Source organism: Bradyrhizobium sp. CCGUVB14 (assembly GCF_024199935.1).
Classification (GTDB): domain Bacteria; phylum Pseudomonadota; class Alphaproteobacteria; order Rhizobiales; family Xanthobacteraceae; genus Bradyrhizobium.
Genome location: NZ_JANADS010000001.1, coordinates 5,868,273 through 5,884,016, shown reverse-complemented (window position 1 = coordinate 5,884,016; position 15,744 = coordinate 5,868,273). Strand labels below are relative to the sequence as shown.

General features: G+C 64.9%; 18 protein-coding genes and 1 tRNA gene. 15 read left to right on the top strand and 4 right to left on the bottom strand.

What is annotated here, in order from left to right; all coding sequences use genetic code 11:
* Positions 1–12 precede the first annotated feature (12 nt).
* From nrdR to NLM32_RS27460, 7 genes are all read left to right on the top strand, one after another.
* A complete protein-coding gene (gene nrdR, locus NLM32_RS27490) occupies positions 13–495 on the top strand; it encodes a transcriptional regulator NrdR (RefSeq protein WP_063683081.1) in 483 nt (160 codons plus the stop codon).
* Positions 492–1,640 carry a bifunctional diaminohydroxyphosphoribosylaminopyrimidine deaminase/5-amino-6-(5-phosphoribosylamino)uracil reductase RibD gene (gene ribD / locus NLM32_RS27485; RefSeq protein ID WP_254131944.1) on the top strand — a complete coding sequence of 383 codons (1,149 nt, stop codon included), beginning with the start codon at positions 492–494 and terminating at the stop codon, positions 1,638–1,640. The genes nrdR and ribD overlap by 4 nt, the downstream gene beginning before the upstream one ends.
* A 1-nt stretch (position 1,641) precedes the next feature.
* A complete protein-coding gene (locus tag NLM32_RS27480; RefSeq protein WP_254131943.1) occupies positions 1,642–2,253 on the top strand; it encodes a riboflavin synthase in 612 nt (203 codons plus the stop codon).
* Between the two features lie 99 nt (positions 2,254–2,352).
* Positions 2,353–2,844: a 6,7-dimethyl-8-ribityllumazine synthase gene (gene ribH / locus NLM32_RS27475; protein ID WP_254131942.1), complete on the top strand. Its 492-nt coding sequence runs from the start codon at positions 2,353–2,355 to the stop codon at positions 2,842–2,844.
* Between the two features lie 3 nt (positions 2,845–2,847).
* On the top strand, positions 2,848–3,342 hold the full coding sequence (gene nusB / locus NLM32_RS27470) for a transcription antitermination factor NusB (RefSeq protein ID WP_254131941.1): 495 nt from the start codon (positions 2,848–2,850) through the stop codon (positions 3,340–3,342).
* A gap of 153 nt (positions 3,343–3,495) precedes the next feature.
* Positions 3,496–4,497, top strand: coding sequence for a thiamine-phosphate kinase (gene thiL / locus NLM32_RS27465; RefSeq protein WP_254131940.1), 1,002 nt, complete (start codon positions 3,496–3,498; stop codon positions 4,495–4,497).
* 238 nt (positions 4,498–4,735) lie between these two features.
* Complete coding sequence (locus NLM32_RS27460) at positions 4,736–6,856, top strand: sodium-translocating pyrophosphatase (RefSeq protein ID WP_254131939.1); 2,121 nt, start codon at positions 4,736–4,738, stop codon at positions 6,854–6,856.
* A gap of 99 nt (positions 6,857–6,955) precedes the next feature.
* On the opposite strand, the gene NLM32_RS27455 is transcribed toward NLM32_RS27460, so the two are convergent.
* Both NLM32_RS27455 and NLM32_RS27450 read right to left on the bottom strand, forming a co-directional pair.
* Complete coding sequence (locus NLM32_RS27455) at positions 6,956–7,969, bottom strand: tripartite tricarboxylate transporter substrate binding protein (protein ID WP_254131938.1); 1,014 nt, start codon at positions 7,967–7,969, stop codon at positions 6,956–6,958.
* 117 nt (positions 7,970–8,086) lie between these two features.
* Entirely contained in the window at positions 8,087–8,572 is a 486-nt protein-coding gene (locus NLM32_RS27450) for an outer membrane protein assembly factor BamE (RefSeq protein ID WP_254131937.1), read from the bottom strand.
* 98 nt (positions 8,573–8,670) lie between these two features.
* Here NLM32_RS27450 and NLM32_RS27445 point away from each other — a divergent pair, with 98 nt between their 5' ends.
* The 7 genes from NLM32_RS27445 to NLM32_RS27415 all read left to right on the top strand — a co-directional run bounded on the left by NLM32_RS27445 (position 8,671) and on the right by NLM32_RS27415 (position 13,404).
* Positions 8,671–9,225, top strand: coding sequence for a ubiquinol-cytochrome C chaperone family protein (locus NLM32_RS27445; RefSeq protein WP_254131936.1), 555 nt, complete (start codon positions 8,671–8,673; stop codon positions 9,223–9,225).
* Positions 9,222–9,803 carry a DUF177 domain-containing protein gene (locus NLM32_RS27440; RefSeq protein ID WP_254131935.1) on the top strand — a complete coding sequence of 194 codons (582 nt, stop codon included), beginning with the start codon at positions 9,222–9,224 and terminating at the stop codon, positions 9,801–9,803. Before NLM32_RS27445 ends, NLM32_RS27440 begins: the two co-directional genes overlap by 4 nt.
* A 296-nt stretch (positions 9,804–10,099) precedes the next feature.
* A complete protein-coding gene (plsX, locus tag NLM32_RS27435) occupies positions 10,100–11,161 on the top strand; it encodes a phosphate acyltransferase PlsX (RefSeq protein ID WP_254131934.1) in 1,062 nt (353 codons plus the stop codon).
* Positions 11,158–12,138 (top strand): beta-ketoacyl-ACP synthase III, encoded by a 981-nt coding sequence (locus NLM32_RS27430; RefSeq protein ID WP_254131933.1) that lies wholly within the window; start codon positions 11,158–11,160, stop codon positions 12,136–12,138. The genes plsX and NLM32_RS27430 overlap by 4 nt, the downstream gene beginning before the upstream one ends.
* 133 nt (positions 12,139–12,271) lie before the next feature.
* Entirely contained in the window at positions 12,272–12,613 is a 342-nt protein-coding gene (locus tag NLM32_RS27425) for an integration host factor subunit alpha (RefSeq protein WP_187436991.1), read from the top strand.
* 24 nt (positions 12,614–12,637) lie between these two features.
* Positions 12,638–13,216 carry a MerR family transcriptional regulator gene (locus tag NLM32_RS27420; RefSeq protein ID WP_254131932.1) on the top strand — a complete coding sequence of 193 codons (579 nt, stop codon included), beginning with the start codon at positions 12,638–12,640 and terminating at the stop codon, positions 13,214–13,216.
* Positions 13,217–13,326: 110 nt separating this feature from the next.
* Positions 13,327–13,404 (top strand) — tRNA-Pro (locus tag NLM32_RS27415).
* A gap of 92 nt (positions 13,405–13,496) precedes the next feature.
* Here the strand turns inward: NLM32_RS27415 and NLM32_RS27410 are convergent.
* Positions 13,497–13,739, bottom strand: a complete 243-nt coding sequence (locus NLM32_RS27410; protein WP_254131931.1) for a hypothetical protein — start codon at positions 13,737–13,739, stop codon at positions 13,497–13,499.
* Between the two features lie 178 nt (positions 13,740–13,917).
* Positions 13,918–14,547, bottom strand: a complete 630-nt coding sequence (locus NLM32_RS27405; RefSeq protein WP_254131930.1) for a TetR/AcrR family transcriptional regulator — start codon at positions 14,545–14,547, stop codon at positions 13,918–13,920.
* A 123-nt stretch (positions 14,548–14,670) separates the two neighbouring features.
* Here NLM32_RS27405 and NLM32_RS27400 point away from each other — a divergent pair, with 123 nt between their 5' ends.
* Complete coding sequence (locus NLM32_RS27400; protein ID WP_254131929.1) at positions 14,671–15,642, top strand: alpha/beta hydrolase fold domain-containing protein; 972 nt, start codon at positions 14,671–14,673, stop codon at positions 15,640–15,642.
* Positions 15,643–15,744 lie beyond the last annotated feature (102 nt).

The following is a 15,744-nucleotide window of genomic DNA, read 5'->3' as shown; positions in this document are numbered from 1 at the left end:
CTGGATACACGGATGCGCTGCCCGAACTGCAACAGTCTCGATACGCAGGTAAAGGACTCGCGTCCGACCGAGGATTCCTCCGTCATTCGCAGGCGGCGCGTATGCGTCGCCTGCGAATTCCGCTTCACCACCTTCGAGCGCGTGCAATTGCGCGAGCTCACGGTGATCAAGCGCAACGGCCGCCGCGTGCCGTTCGACCGCGACAAGCTGATGCGCTCGGTGTCGATCAGTCTGCGCAAGCGGCCGGTCGAGCCGGAGCGGGTGGAGAAGATGGTCTCCACCATCGTGCGCGAGCTCGAGACGGGCGGCGAGGCCGAGATCTCCTCCGAGGTGATCGGCGAGACCGTGATGGAGCATCTGCGCACGCTCGACGACGTCGCCTATGTGCGCTTCGCCTCCGTCTATCGCAATTTTCGCGAGGCCAAGGATTTCGCCGAGGTGCTCGGCGAGCTCTCCGGTGAGGAGGAAGCGCGGCTCGCCGCGATCCGCAAATGATCTTCCGCATCCTGGAGGATCAGTTCGCCCAGAAGATCCGTGAGACGAAGGATTCCGATCGCCGGTTCATGCAGCTTGCGCTGGCGTTGGGCCGGCGCGGGCAGGGGCGCACCTGGCCCAATCCTGCCGTCGGTGCCGTCATCGTCAAGGACGGAGTGATCGTCGGCCGCGGCTGGACCCAGCCCGGTGGACGGCCGCATGCCGAAGTTGAAGCACTGCGACGGGCTGGTGAGGCCGCGCGCGGCGCGACGCTCTACGTCACGCTCGAACCCTGCTCGCATTTCGGCAAGTCGCCGCCTTGCGCCGACGCGGTGATCGCCGCCGGCATCAAGCGGGTGGTCGCAGCGATCGAGGATCCCAATCCGGACGTCGCAGGCCAGGGCCATGCGCGCTTGCGCGCGGCCGGCATCACCGTGGATGTGGGTCTGTGTGCGGCAGAGGCCGCGTTCGACCACGCCGGCCATTTCCGCCGCATCCGCGATCACCGTCCGCATGTGATCCTGAAGCTCGCGGTCTCGCCCGACGACAAGATCGGCGCCGCCGGAGGCAAGCCGCTCGCAATTACCGGCGAAGCCGTGCGCAACCGCGTGCATCTGTTCCGCGCCTCGAGCGACGCCATCCTGGTCGGTATCGGTACGGTGCTGGCGGATGATCCGCAGCTCAACTGCCGCCTGCCGGGTATGGACGCGCGTTCTCCGGTGCGCGTCGTGCTCGACCAGAATTTGCGCATCCCGGCCTCGAGCCAGCTCGTGCGCTCCGCGCGCGAGACGCCGGTCTGGGTGATCGGCTCGGAGCTCGCCGAGGCTGCGGCCGCCACGCGGCTTGGCGCCGCCGGTGCGCAAATCATGCGCATGCCACCGGGAGGCGCATCCGGGCTCGATCTTCCCGCCGTGCTGCATGCGCTCGCCGAGAAGGGCATCACGCGCCTGATGGTCGAGGGCGGTAGCCGTGTGGCGGCATCGTTCGTCTCCGCCGACCTCGTCGACGAGATCTGGCTGTTCCGCGGAGCGGAAGAGGTCGGCGCCGGGGGGGTCGATGCGCTCGATGCATTGCCCCTGTCGAAAATCACGCAGTCGCAGGCCTACAAGGTTCATGCTAGCGAGACATTCGATCACGATACTCTCACCATCTACGAGCGCGCCTAACATGTTCACCGGCATTGTCACCGATATCGGCGAGATCGTCAGCTTCAAGCCCGTGGCACAGGGGCAGCTGCACCGGCTGCGTATCGCTTGCAGCTACGATCAGACCACCATCGCCGACGGCGCCTCGATCGCCAGCAACGGTGTGTGCCTGACTGTGGTTGCTTCCGGCGTCGCAGACGGCAAAACCTGGTATGACGTCGATGCGGCGGCCGAGACGCTGGCGCTGACGACGGCAAAGCACTGGAAGCTGGGCACGAAGCTCAATCTCGAGCGTGCGCTCAAGATCGGCGACGAACTCGGCGGCCACATCGTCGCCGGCCATGCCGACGGCATCGCAACCATCGTCAGCCGCGAGGACCTGCCCGATATGGCGCGGTTCGAGCTCTCCACCACGCGGGAGCTGGCGCGCTTCATCGCCACCAAGGGCTCGATCACGCTCGACGGCGTCTCGCTGACGGTCAATACCGTGAAGGACGTGACCTTTTCGGTGCTGATCATCCCGCATACGCTTGATGTCACGACGATCGGCGGCTGGAAGGCGGGGACCGAGGTTAATATCGAGGTCGATTTGATGGCCCGCTATGCGGCGCGGCTGACGGAAATGACGGTTTAAAACTTGGCTTACCCGCCTGCGGCGACTACATAACGCGGCGACCCAAGAGACCGACCAAGAAACCGACCAAAAGACGACTTCACGAAACGGATTGAGACGATGGCAGACGCGCGGCGCGCACCCCTGAAGGACCAGACCGACATCTCCGGCGCACGTGCGCTGATTGTCGAGGCGCGGTTCTATGACGATCTCCAGGACGCGCTTCTCGATGGCGCGGTCACCGAGTTGAAGGCGGCCGGCCTGACCCATGACGTCATCACGGTTCCCGGCGCGCTGGAGATTCCGGCGGCGATTGCGATCGCGGTCGATGCGGCCGCTTCCAACGGCAAGCCCTATGACGCCGTGATCGCGCTCGGCTGCGTGATCCGCGGCGACACCATTCATTTCGAGATCGTCTCGCAGGAATCCTCGCGCGCGCTGATGGATCTTGCGGTGGCGCGCAAGCTGCCGCTCGGCAACGGCATCCTCACCGTCAACAACGAGGACCAGGCATGGGCGCGGGCACGCGCCAGCGAGCTCAACAAGGGCGGCGATGCCGCGCGCGCAGCACTTGCGATGCTGCGCATCAAACGCCGTCTGGCGCGGGCCTGAGCCATGGTTGACGCGAAAAAACCGGCGGGACCTGCGGAGAAGAAAGCGAACCGGCGCGGTGCGGCGCGGCTCGCGGCCGTCCAGGCGCTCTACCAGATGGATATCGCCGGTGCCGGCATCAACGACATCTTTGCGGAGTTCGAGAGCCACTGGCTCGGCAACGAGGTCGAAGGCGATACTTACCTGCCGGCGGAAGCGGCATTCTTCCGCGACGTCGTCTCCGGTGTCGTTCGCGACCAGAAGAAGCTCGATCCTCTGATCGACGAGGCGTTGTCGAAGGGATGGCCGCTGAAGCGGATCGAGGCGATCCTGCGCGCGGTGCTGCGGGCAGGAGCCTATGAGCTCCAGCACCGCAAGGACGTGCCGGGCCGTGTCGTCGTCTCGGAATACGTTGATGTTGCCAACGCCTTCGTCGACCGCGAGGAGACCGGCATGGTCAACGCGGTGCTCGACCAGATCGGCCGCCAGTTTCGCGGTGATGAGTTCGGGCGGGGGTAATTGAGACGACGACTTCCGCCGTAGCCGTCACCCTGAGGTGCCGGAGCGAAGCGGAGGCCTCGAAGGGCGGCGGCGTGCCACTGGGCTGCACCTCGGCCGTGCATCCTTCGAGGCTCGCAAGGGCTCGCACCTCAGGATGACGGGTCTGCTATCGTGACGCAGGACAAAAACCAAGCCTCCGCCGAAGACTCCCTGATCGCGCGCTATTTCAAGCCGCTGGCGACTGATCCCGGCGCGTTCGCCCTCGTCGACGATGCCGCGATCCTGTCCTCGTCGGGCGACGATATCGTCGTCACCACCGACGCCGTGGTCGAGGGCGTGCATTATCTTGCCACCGATCCCCCCGACACCATCGCGCGCAAGGCGCTGCGGGTGAACCTGTCCGATCTCGCCGCCAAGGGAGCTGCGCCCGCCGGATTCGTGCTGACGCTGGCGCTACGGAGCAAGGAAGACGCCTGGCTCAGGCCGTTCGCCGATGCGCTCGGCGAGGACGCCAAGACCTTTGCCTGCCCGCTGCTCGGCGGTGACACGGTGTCGACGCCGGGACCGCAGATGATCTCGATCACCGCCTTCGGCCGTGTGCCGAAGGGGCGGATGGTCGGCCGCACCGGTGCCAAGCCGGGCGATGTTATCCTCGTGACGGGGACGATCGGCGATGCCGCGCTCGGCCTCGATATGCTGACCGGCGGCGCGGCGGCCACGGCGCTGACCTCCGATCCGGCAGCAAGAGAAGCGCTGATCTCGCGCTATCGGATCCCTCAGCCGCGCAACGTGCTGGCGCAGGCCGTGCGTGATCACGCGACGGCGGCGATGGACGTCTCCGACGGGCTCGCCGGCGACCTGACGAAACTCTGTGCAGCATCCGGTGTGTCCGCCACGGTCAACGTGGCGAGCGTGCCGCTCTCGGCCGCGGCGGCAGGCCTGGTCGCCCGCAATGCCATTTGCGTTGAGACGCTGCTTGCCGGGGGCGACGATTACGAGGTGCTGTGCACGGTGCCGCCGGCACAGAGCGATGCGCTGATGGAAGCGGGGCGGGCGGCGGGTCTGGCCGTCACGGCGATCGGCACCATCGTCGCGGGCCTTGAGCGGCCGCGCTTCCTTGACGGGCAGGGGCAGGAGCTGGCCTTGAAGCGGCTGTCCTACAGCCACTTCTAGGAAATGCGCCAGGCCGGCGGCCAGCCGCTCGGGATTAGGTCTAAATACTTGCCGAGATCGGCTTTTTCGGCCTCATCCGGCGTTGCACCCTCAATTTGATTTTGGCAAGCTTGTGACCGACTAGGGCCACCCCTTCGTGCAAGGGGCGGCCCTGTTCAACATAAGGGTGCCGCACCGCTTGACGGAAAAACAAAAGGCACCGGGGGTACGTACATCAAGGATCTGAGGCAAAAATCACATGACAGCATTATGGTTGATAGTGCTCTGCGGAGTGCTTTCCGTCGTCTACGCGATTTGGGCGACGTCTTCGGTGTTGAGTGCAGATGCGGGGTCACCGCGCATGCAGGAGATCGCGGGAGCTGTGCGTGAAGGCGCACAAGCGTATCTCCGGCGCCAGTACACCACGATCGGCATCGTCGGCATCGTCATCTTCGTGCTGCTTGCCTATTTCCTTGGGCTTTATGTCGCGATCGGCTTCTTGATCGGCGCCATCCTGTCGGGGGCGGCCGGCTTCATCGGCATGAACGTCTCGGTTCGCGCCAACGTGCGTACCGCCCAGGCTGCGACGACGTCGCTCGCCGGCGGCCTCGAACTCGCCTTCAAGGCGGGCGCGATCACCGGCATGCTGGTGGCGGGTCTCGCGCTGCTTGGCGTGACCCTCTATTTCGGCTTCCTGGTCCACTCGCTGAAGCTCGCACCCGATAGCCGCACCGTGGTCGATGCCATGGTGGCGCTCGGCTTCGGCGCCTCGCTGATCTCGATCTTCGCCCGTCTCGGCGGCGGCATCTTCACCAAGGGTGCGGACGTCGGCGGCGATCTCGTCGGCAAGGTCGAAGCGGGTATCCCGGAGGACGATCCGCGCAACCCGGCAACGATCGCCGACAACGTCGGTGACAACGTCGGCGACTGCGCCGGCATGGCCGCCGATCTGTTCGAGACCTATGCGGTGACCGCGGTCGCCACCATGGTGCTCGCGGCGATCTTCTTCGCCAAGACGCCGATCCTCTCCAACATGATGACGCTGCCGCTCGCCATCGGCGGCATCTGCATCATCACCTCGATCATCGGCACCTTCTTCGTGAAGCTCGGGCCGAGCCAGTCGATCATGGGCGCGCTCTACAAGGGCCTGATCGCCACCGGAGTCCTGTCGCTGATCGGCGTTGCCGGCGTGATCTACTATCTGATCGGCTTCGGCAAGCTCGACGGCGTCGACTACACCGGCATGGCGCTGTTCGAATGCGGCATCGTCGGCCTCGTCGTCACCGGCCTGATCATCTGGATCACCGAATACTACACCGGTACCGACTATCGTCCGGTGAAGTCGATCGCCCAGGCCTCGGTGACCGGTCACGGCACCAACGTGATCCAGGGTCTCGCCGTCTCGATGGAAGCGACCGCGCTGCCCGCCATCGTGATCATCGCCGGCATCCTGGTCACCTATAGCCTGGCCGGTCTGTTCGGCATCGCGATCGCGACCGCCACCATGCTGGCGCTGGCCGGCATGGTCGTCGCCCTCGATGCGTTCGGCCCGGTGACGGACAACGCCGGCGGTATCGCCGAGATGGCGGGCCTGCCGAAAGAAGTGCGCAAGTCGACCGACGCACTCGACGCGGTCGGCAACACCACCAAGGCGGTGACCAAGGGCTATGCGATCGGCTCTGCCGGTCTCGGTGCCCTGGTGCTGTTCGCGGCCTACAACCAGGACCTCAAGTTCTTCGTTGCGGATTCCGCGCAGCATCCCTACTTCGCCGGGGTCAATCCGGACTTCTCGCTGAACAATCCCTACGTCGTGGTGGGCCTCTTGTTCGGCGGCCTGCTGCCGTACCTGTTCGGTGCGATGGGCATGACGGCCGTAGGCCGTGCGGCCAGCGCGATCGTCGAGGAGGTACGTCGTCAGTTCCGCGAGAAGCCGGGCATCATGCAGGGCACCGACAAGCCGGACTACGGCAAGGCGGTCGACCTGCTCACCAAGGCGGCGATCAAGGAGATGATCATCCCCTCGCTGCTGCCGGTGCTGTCGCCGATCGTCGTCTACTTCCTGATCTACGCCATCGCAGGCGGCGGCGTGGCCGGCAAGTCGGCGGCGTTCTCGGCCGTCGGCGCCATGCTGCTCGGCGTGATCGTGACGGGCCTGTTCGTCGCGATCTCGATGACCTCGGGCGGCGGCGCCTGGGACAACGCCAAGAAGTACATCGAGGACGGTCATTTCGGCGGCAAGGGCTCTGATGCCCACAAGTCGGCCGTGACCGGCGACACCGTCGGCGATCCCTACAAGGACACCGCAGGCCCCGCGGTGAACCCGATGATCAAGATCACCAACATCGTGGCGTTGCTGCTGCTGGCGATCCTGGCGCACTGATCCGTCGATGACACAAGACAAAACCCCGCGGCGTGAGCCGCGGGGTTTTTGTTTGCCGGGTCACCGTGTCATTGCGAGTCGCGATGACGGAGGAGGCGCCTACTGCACATCCATCTGCAGGCCTTCCTTCTGGATGATGCCGGCGAATTTCTTCGTCTCGGCGTCCACGAAGTCCGCGAATTGCTGCGGCGTGCCGTAGTCGGCGCGGGCGCCCATGGCGGCGATCTGCTTCTTCATGTCGTCGCGCTCGAGCATCGCCTTGACCTGGAGATTGAGCGCTTCCAGCACGGGAGCAGGGACGGCCTTCGGCAGAAACACCGAGAACCATGACGACACATCGAAGTTCGCAAGCTCCGGCGCGCTCTCGCGCATGGTCGGCAGGTTCGGCGCGAGATCGCTCCGCTCGGTCGTGGTGACGCAGAGGCCGTTGAGCGTGCCGTTCTGAACCTGCGGCAGGCTCGGATAGAGATTGTCGAACAGGATCTGGATGTCGCCGGCAAGCGCGGCCTGAAGCGCGGGCCCGGCGCCGCGGAACGGGATGTGCGTCATCTTCAGCCCGGTGAGCTGGAGGAACCAGGCGCCGGTGAGGTGAGGGCTCTGGCCGACGCCGGAGGAGGCGTAGCTGAGCTTGTCCGGATTGGCCTTCAGATACGCGATCAGCTCGGCGACCGACTTGATGCCGGTCTTCGGGTGCGCCGAGACGATGTTCGGAATCCGGATCATGTTGGAGACCGGCTGGAGCTGGTCCGGCTTGTAGCTGAGGTTCTTGAAAATGCTGTAGGCGATCGCGTTCGGCCCGGGGTTGCCGATCAGGATGGTGTGGCCGTCGGCCTTGGAGCGAACCACTTCGGCCGTGCCGATCGTGCCGCCGCCGCCCGATCGATTCTCCACGACCGCGGTCTGGCCCCAGGCGGACTGGAGATGGGCTGCGAGCAACCGTCCCATGACGTCGGTCGAGCCGCCGGCCGCAGCCGGCACGATCACACGGATGTTCTCGGTCGGCTTCCAGTCCGCAAGGCTCGATCGCGGCAGGATGGCTGCGGCCGAGAGGCCAGCGGCGCCGGCGAGCACGCGGCGGCGGGACAGAATCTTGTTCTGAAGTTGATTGGGCACGAATCCACTCCCTGCTTCTTGTTTTGCAGAGAGCGTATGGAACCCGGCGTGCAACGGCAAGTCGCGCGCGCCCGCAAGTGCCGCGCCAAGGGTGGCACGACGCCGCAGGGTTGAGCCTCAGTTAAAGCTGAGCAGCTTGAACAGCGGCGCGAGGTAGCTCATCTCCTGACCCGAGGTCGGCGTGGTCCGGCTGATGGAGTCGAAGATCTTGCCGTCCTGCAGGCCGTAATTCGCAAGCCTGCGCACGCGCCGGTTCTTGTCGAAATAGACGGCGATGACGCGCTGGTCGACCACCTTCTGGTTCATGAAGGCGACCATGCGCTCCGAGCGCTGCGAGATGTAGTAGAACACCTCACCGTCCAGCGTCGCGACCGTGGAGGGCGTGCCCATCACGATCAGCACCTGATCCTGGCTCGCACCGATCGGAATCTGCTCGAGCGCGCCGGGGGGCAGGATGTAGCCCTTCTGGAACTGCTCGCCGGTGCATCCCGCAAGGGCGCCACCGACCAGAGCCACGGCCGCGAGCATGCGCAAGCCGCGCCAGCGTGCATGAAGGCCGCGCCGCTTGTCTGCGCGCAGGCTGGTCTGGTTCGTTATCGTCATAGTGGAACTGATTCCGTCCCCTTGCGTCGCGCGAGGCGCTGAAGTACCGGGCGGAGGCTCTGAATGCAACTCGCGCGCGCCCGCTTGCGGAAACCACAATGCTTTGGCCGTTCAATCACTTCAGGAAACCCCGGCTAGCCCCGGCCGGCACCATTGAGGCCATCTATGGCATGATCGTGACGCAGGCGCGAGAACCCATATTTTACCGGGACTTGGGCGTGCCTGATACGGTTAATGGCCGTTTTGACCTGTTGCTGCTGCACCTCTGGCTGTTGCTGCGGCGGCTGCGGACTGTCGCCCAGGGCGGGGTGGAGCTGTCGCAGGCCCTGTTCGACCGCTTCTGCGAGGACATGGACGACAATCTGCGCGAGATGGGCATCGGCGATCAGACCGTCCCGAAGCGGATGCGGGCCTTCGGCGAGGCCTTTTACGGCCGCGTCCAGGCTTACGACCAGGCAATCGATACGGGCGCCGAGGCGCTGGCGCAGGCAATCTGCAAGAATATTTTGAATGGCGCCGGGATGGATCACGCACGGCGGCTGGCGGCCTACGCGGTGGCGGCGGATGCTGATCTCGGCCAGACCGAAGATGCTGCGCTGCTGCGCGGATCCTTCAAATTTCCCGCACCGCTTCGGGAGGATGGAACGTCATGAATCGACCGATGACCGGATCCGAACCTGATCCCTGGCGCGTGCCCGTGATGGTGGCGCATATTCCGGATACCGGCTTGCATCGTGAGCTCGAAGCATCGGCGGCCGAGCGTCAGGCCATGGCCGATCTCGCGGGCGTGCGTGAGGTCCTGTCGGCCCATGCCGACCTCGACGTCGTGCCCAAGAGCGGCGGCCGGCTCCAGGTCACGGGCCGGGTCCGCGCTCGGATCGGCCAGACCTGCGTGGTCACGCTCGATCCGATGGAGAGCGACATCGACGAGGAGGTCGATCTGACCTTTGCGCCCGAGGCCGAGGCGCGGCGGCTGGCTGACCTGATCGAGGAAGGCGAGGACAACGAGGAACCCCCGGAGGTCGCCGATCCGCCGGAGGCCATCGTCAACGGGATCATCGACCTCGGCCGTATCGCAACCGACGCGGTGTTCCTGGCGATCGACCCTTACCCCCGCAAACCGGGGGCCGTGTTCGAGGCGGAGGTCACCGCACTCGATCCCGAGGATCATCCGTTCGCGGCGCTGAAGGCACTCCAGGACAACAAGCAGGGCAAGAAGAAAGGCAAATAGCTGGGCATTCCCCGTAAGACCGCTGTGTGATGGGGCGTGAGGTGTTTGCGGGACTGGTTTGAAAGGCCGTCTTACCTCTTTGATTTCTATTGTTTTCTTGCCAATTTGAGGATCCGCCGGCGGATCGCCCTTAATCCAAAAGGCTGGGGGCAAGAGGTTGTTTCGGGATAACAAAACGCTATTGTCCGCCCGGTTCGGGCGCGGCGTGGCGCTCGGCCGGTCGCCATGTCCATGGCGAGCCCATTCCGCGGCCCCGCTGATCGACGACCGCGCCAGACCAGGTTTCCGGGATTTTGATGCCAAGCAAGGTTCGTATCGCGCTTGACGCCATGGGGGGCGACGTCGGCGCCCCTGTCGTCATACCAGGCGCGGCCATCTCGCTCGGCCGGCATCCCGAGACCGAGTTCCTGCTGGTCGGGGACCGCGCCAGAATCGAGCCCGAGCTCGATCGCCATCCCAGGCTCAAGGCCGCCTCCCGGATCATCCATACCGAAATCGCCGTCAGCGGCTCGGACAAGCCGAGCCAGGCGCTGCGGCGCGGCCGCAAGACCTCCTCGATGTGGCTTGCCATCGACGCCGTGAAGAAAGGCGAGGCCGATGTCGCGGTCTCCGCCGGCAACACCGGCGCGCTGATGGCGATGTCGCGATTCCATCTGCGCACGCTGCCGGGCATCGACCGGCCGGCCATCTCCGCGATCTGGCCGACCAAGCGCGGCTCGTCCGTCGTGCTCGACCTCGGCGCCACCATCGGCGGCGATGCGCACCATCTGGTGTCGATGGCGGTCATGGGCGCGGCCAAGGCGAGCGTGCTGTTCAACAAGAAGCGCCCCACGGTCGGCCTGCTCAATATCGGGACCGAGGAGGTCAAGGGGCACGAGGAGATACGCGAAGCCGGCGAGATGCTGCGTGCGCGGAACCTGCCCGAGCTCGACTATATCGGCTTCGTCGAGGGCGACGGTATCGGCAAGGGAATGGCCGATGTGATCGTGACCGAGGGGTACAGCGGCAACATCGCGCTCAAGGCCGCCGAGGGAACCGCGCGCCAGATGGCGGATTTACTTCGTGACGAGATTCAGCGGAGCTGGCTGTCCAGGCTCGGCTATCTCTTTGCCCGCAATGCCTTCCAGGCCCTGCGGGACAAGATGGACCCGAACAAGTCGAATGGTGGCGTGCTGCTCGGGCTGAACGGGCTTGTGGTCAAGAGCCATGGCGGCATCAACGCCGAAGGCTTTGCCTATGCGATCGATGTTGGTTATGAGATGGCCAAATTCGATCTTCTGAACAAGATCAATCAGATGCTCAACCGCGATGGGGGCGCGCTCAGTTCCGCGCCAACCGCGCCGGAGGATGTTTCGTGACCAAGATTCGTTCGGTCGTGCTGGGCTGCGGCTCTTACTTGCCGGAGCAGGTGGTGACCAATGCCCAGTTGGCGGCGCGCATCGACACCTCCGACGAGTGGATCGTGCAGCGCACCGGCATTCGCGAGCGGCACATTGCGGCCGACGGCGAGTTCACCTCGCATCTTGCGATCAAGGCGGCACAGGCCGCGCTCGCCGACGCCGGCGTTGATGCGCAGTCGATCGAGCTGATCGTGCTCGCAACCTCGACGCCGGACAACACGTTCCCTGCGACCGCGGTTGCCGTGCAGCACGCGCTCGGCATCAATCACGGCGCGGCCTTCGACCTCCAGGCCGTGTGCTCGGGCTTCGTGTTCGCGCTGGCGACCGCCGATAATTTCCTGCGCACCGGCGCCTACAAGCGTGCGCTGGTGATCGGCGCCGAGACCTTCTCGCGCATCCTCGACTGGAACGACCGCGGCACCTGCGTGCTGTTCGGCGACGGCGCCGGCGCAGTCGTGCTGGACGCGCAGGAGCAGCCGGGCCAGGCCGCAACCGACCGCGGCATCGTGACCTCGCATCTGCGCTCCGACGGCCGCCACAAGGCAAAGCTGTTCGTCGACGGCGGGCCGTCCTCGACCCAGACGGTCGGCCATCTGCGCATGGAGGGCCGCGAGGTCTTCAAGCATGCGGTCGGCATGATCACCGATGTGATCGTCGACGCCTTCGAGGCAACCGGGCTCAATGCCGACAGCATCGACTGGTTCGTGCCGCACCAGGCCAACAAGCGAATCATCGACGCCTCCGCCCACAAGCTCCATATCGCGCCGGAGAAGGTGGTGCTGACGGTCGATCGTCACGGCAATACCTCCGCCGCCTCGATTCCGCTGGCGCTGTCGGTGGCGCGCAAGGACGGCCGCATCAAGCGCGGCGACATGGTTCTGCTCGAGGCAATGGGCGGCGGCTTCACCTGGGGCTCGGCGCTGGTGCGCTGGTAAGCCACAGTCGGTAAAATTTTGTCCGAATCAGCGCGGATTATCAATGCGTCTGCATTGATGAGCGCTGTTGACCGTCGTATCGTAACCTCATAATTTCAGACAACAATTGTTCGCCGTGATGTGGGGCAGGGCGATGACCGATACAAGTAAAACCGTAACGCGTGTTGATCTCTGCGAGGCCGTCTACCAGAAGGTGGGTCTGTCGCGCACGGAATCGTCCGCCTTCGTGGAACTCGTGCTGAAGGAGATCACCGACTGCCTTGAGAAGGGCGAGACGGTGAAACTGTCCTCGTTCGGCTCCTTCATGGTCCGGAAGAAGGGTCAGCGTATCGGTCGTAATCCGAAGACCGGCACCGAGGTGCCGATCTCGCCGCGCCGGGTGATGGTGTTCAAGCCGTCGGCGATCCTGAAGCAGCGGATCAATTCCCAGCACCGCACCAATGGCGATGCCAGCAAGGCTCAACCCGAGGCCTAACCGTCTTCGGAAAGGATTTGGCATTTGGACAAGGCGCCGGATGCGTTCCGAACCATCAGCGAAGTAGCGCAGGAACTCGACATTCCGCAGCACGTGCTGCGGTTCTGGGAGACGCGATTCTCCCAGATCAAGCCGATGAAGCGCAGCGGTGGCCGCCGCTATTACCGCCCCGACGACGTCGATCTGCTCAAGGGCATCCGCCGTCTGCTCTACGGAGAGGGTTACACCATCCGCGGGGTGCAGCGGATCCTGAAAGAGCACGGCGTCAAGTCGGTGCAGGGCCTCGCCGACGGCTCGGCTGCGGTCTCGTTCGGGGCGATCGAGGACGCCATCGGCGCGAGCCTGATGGAGCCGGACGACGAGCCGCCCATCAAGGGCATCACCGATGCCGACGATGACGACTACCAGGGCGACGAAGAGGAGGGCATCGACTTCCGCTTCACGGAGGTCGACGACGAAGAGATCCTCACCACCTTCCGCAAGGGCGGCGCCCCCGCCGCGCCGGCCGGCCCCAGCGCGCTGGACCGGGAGCGGCTGGAACGGGTGCTTGCCGACCTCGTCGCCTGCAAGGACATGCTCGACCAGGCGATGAAGGACGCCTGACCGGCCTTTTCGTCTACTTTGTGGTCCGTTCCCGGGGCTTTCGGCGAAGACACCAAAATGGTGCCGGTCGCCTTGCGCAAAGCAGCGATCCTAGCTAATGGAACGACGTTCGGAGCGTGGCGCAGCCCGGTTAGCGCACTAGTCTGGGAGACTAGGGGTCGGAGGTTCAAATCCTCTCGCTCCGACCATTTTACTTCTGAAATCGACCAGCGGTTTGCACGATCACGGATCGGCAGGCGATGTCCTGTCTTCCGAGTGATTCGGTGTCAGTGGCCGGCGGTCAGCACCGACTTTCCTGACAGTTCTCTTCTGCGCGGGACTTGTCGCGGGCCCATGTCGGAATGGCGAAGGCAAGTTGGTGCTGCCCCATCGTGTCGACGAACGAGGCTTGCGCGCTCTCCAGGCGTTTGGCCAACCCGTTGACGTTCAGGTCCAGCGCCGCGTCGACTGCCAACAGGGATATCGACACGAACGCAACCGTCACTGCGATGGCGATCGCCTTCCATTCTGGTGAATTAGTCATTTGACTTACTCATGTATGTACTGCTGCGTACGATTCAACCCCTCGGACGGTTTGCGCACGCCTTCTTGAAGCACGACGGTTTTGTAGCGAGGTGACGCGTGTCGTACTGATCGCCGCGACCTGATTGCGGCTTTGATTCGATCAAGTCCAGCGCCAGAGCGGCGTCCAACAACGAGTGCTACGTGGCTGGCCTCAAAAACCCAACCACCATCCGCGTCGTCTCATCCACCAGCGTCCTCACCATCTTCTCCGACAGCAACTCGGCCTGGTTCAGCACCGTGTTGTGCGCGACGGCTTCGATCGTGCTGACGCAGATGAAGGTTGCGACGTCGAGGTCGATCTTGCGCATTTCCTTGCGGTGGCTCTCGAAATAGGCGCGGACGCGACCGTGGATCTCGCGGTTGGAGGCTTCGACGTCGAGCTTTCCCGCGCGCGGGATCTGCTCGGCGAGAACGCGATGCAGCTCGGGGTTGATGCGGTGCGCCTCGATCGCGACGGTGACGAGGCGGCGCACGGCTTTCTCGAGCGGCATGTCCATGACCTCGGTGAGCGTGGTGCGGACGATGCCCATGATCTCCTCGTTGTGGCGCGCGATCACGGCGGCAACGAGCGCCTCCTTGCTCGGGAAATACTGATAGAGCGAGCCGACGCTGACGCCGGCGATTTCGGCGATCCGGTTGGTGCTCGTCTTCTCAAAACCTTCGCGAACCAGAATGCGAGCAGTTGCCTCGACCAGCGCGTCGACGGTGGCGCGGGATCGCTCCTGCAGGGCATTTTTCCGGGGTTTTGTCGGTGGCTTGCGCGCCATGATCCCTGCATTCCGAATGCGAGTAGGAAAAGCGAGTGAATGCTCGCATTATAGGCAGGGTCGGCAGCCGATGGATAGAAGCAAGTTGGTGCCGGCCGGGCGCAGCAAAATGAGGGCAGGAGCATGAGCGTTGCGAAGATGCTGTCGGTCGGGCGGCTGTGCGAATGCCCTTTTGCGTGGGCCAAGTCCTCGAGCGATCCCGCGCCGAGCTTGCAGAGCCGCGCCTTCAACCTGCTGCTCGGGCTGCTTCCCTACAAGCAGCAGCTCGCCTCGGCCGAAGCCGTGCAGGCGCATGTGCAGAAGCTCGCGTTGGAGCCGGTCTCGTTCGAGCCTCCGGATCTGGGCCGCAGTGTCGAGGTGACGCTGACGAAGATGGGCGGCTGGCCGGTCTATTACACGGCGCCGTCATCGGGGCACGAAGGCTGCAATCACGTGATGTTCCTGCATGGCGGCGGCTATATCAACGAGATCGTGCCGGCGCATTGGCGCTTCGTCGGCCAGATGACGCGCAAGGCGGGCGTGGTCTGCGTCGTGCCGATCTATCCGCTGGCGCCGCGCGCGACCGCGAAGGATGTCGTGCCGCGGACGGCCGAGCTGCTGCGGATGCTGCTGGAGGATGCGGGGTCCGCGAAGGTCACCGTGGTCGGCAATTCGGCCGGCGCGGGCCTCGCGCTCGCCGCATGCCAGTGGCTGCGCGATCGCGGACATCGGCAGCCGAGCCGGCTGATCCTGATCTCGCCGGCGGCCGATGCGTCGATCAGCCGTCCGGAGCAGGTCGAGATCGCGGCGCGCGATCCGATCCAGGACATTCCGGGAATCATCGAAGTCGGGCGGCTCTATGCCGGCGAGCTCGATGTCGGCCATCCCTTCGTCAGCCCGTTGAACGGTGCCTTCCGTTCGCTCGCGCCGATGACGATCTTTTCGGGCGCGCGCGATCTGCTCTACCCCGATAGCGTCGATCTTGCCGCGCGGGCGAGGGCGGCCGGCGTGGCGGTCGAGCTGCATCTGCTCCGTGACCAGCCGCACAATTATGCGCTGATGCCGACGCCCGAGGGGCGGCAGGCGCGTGCGGATATTCTGGGTGCGGTGGCTTGAGGGGAAAGCGTGATCGTTGTCACGCAGGCGCCACCGTGACGGGTCTGGCGCTGCAAATTCGCGCGGGGAAGGGCGGCCCCCGGGCGTTTCCTCGGTATCAGT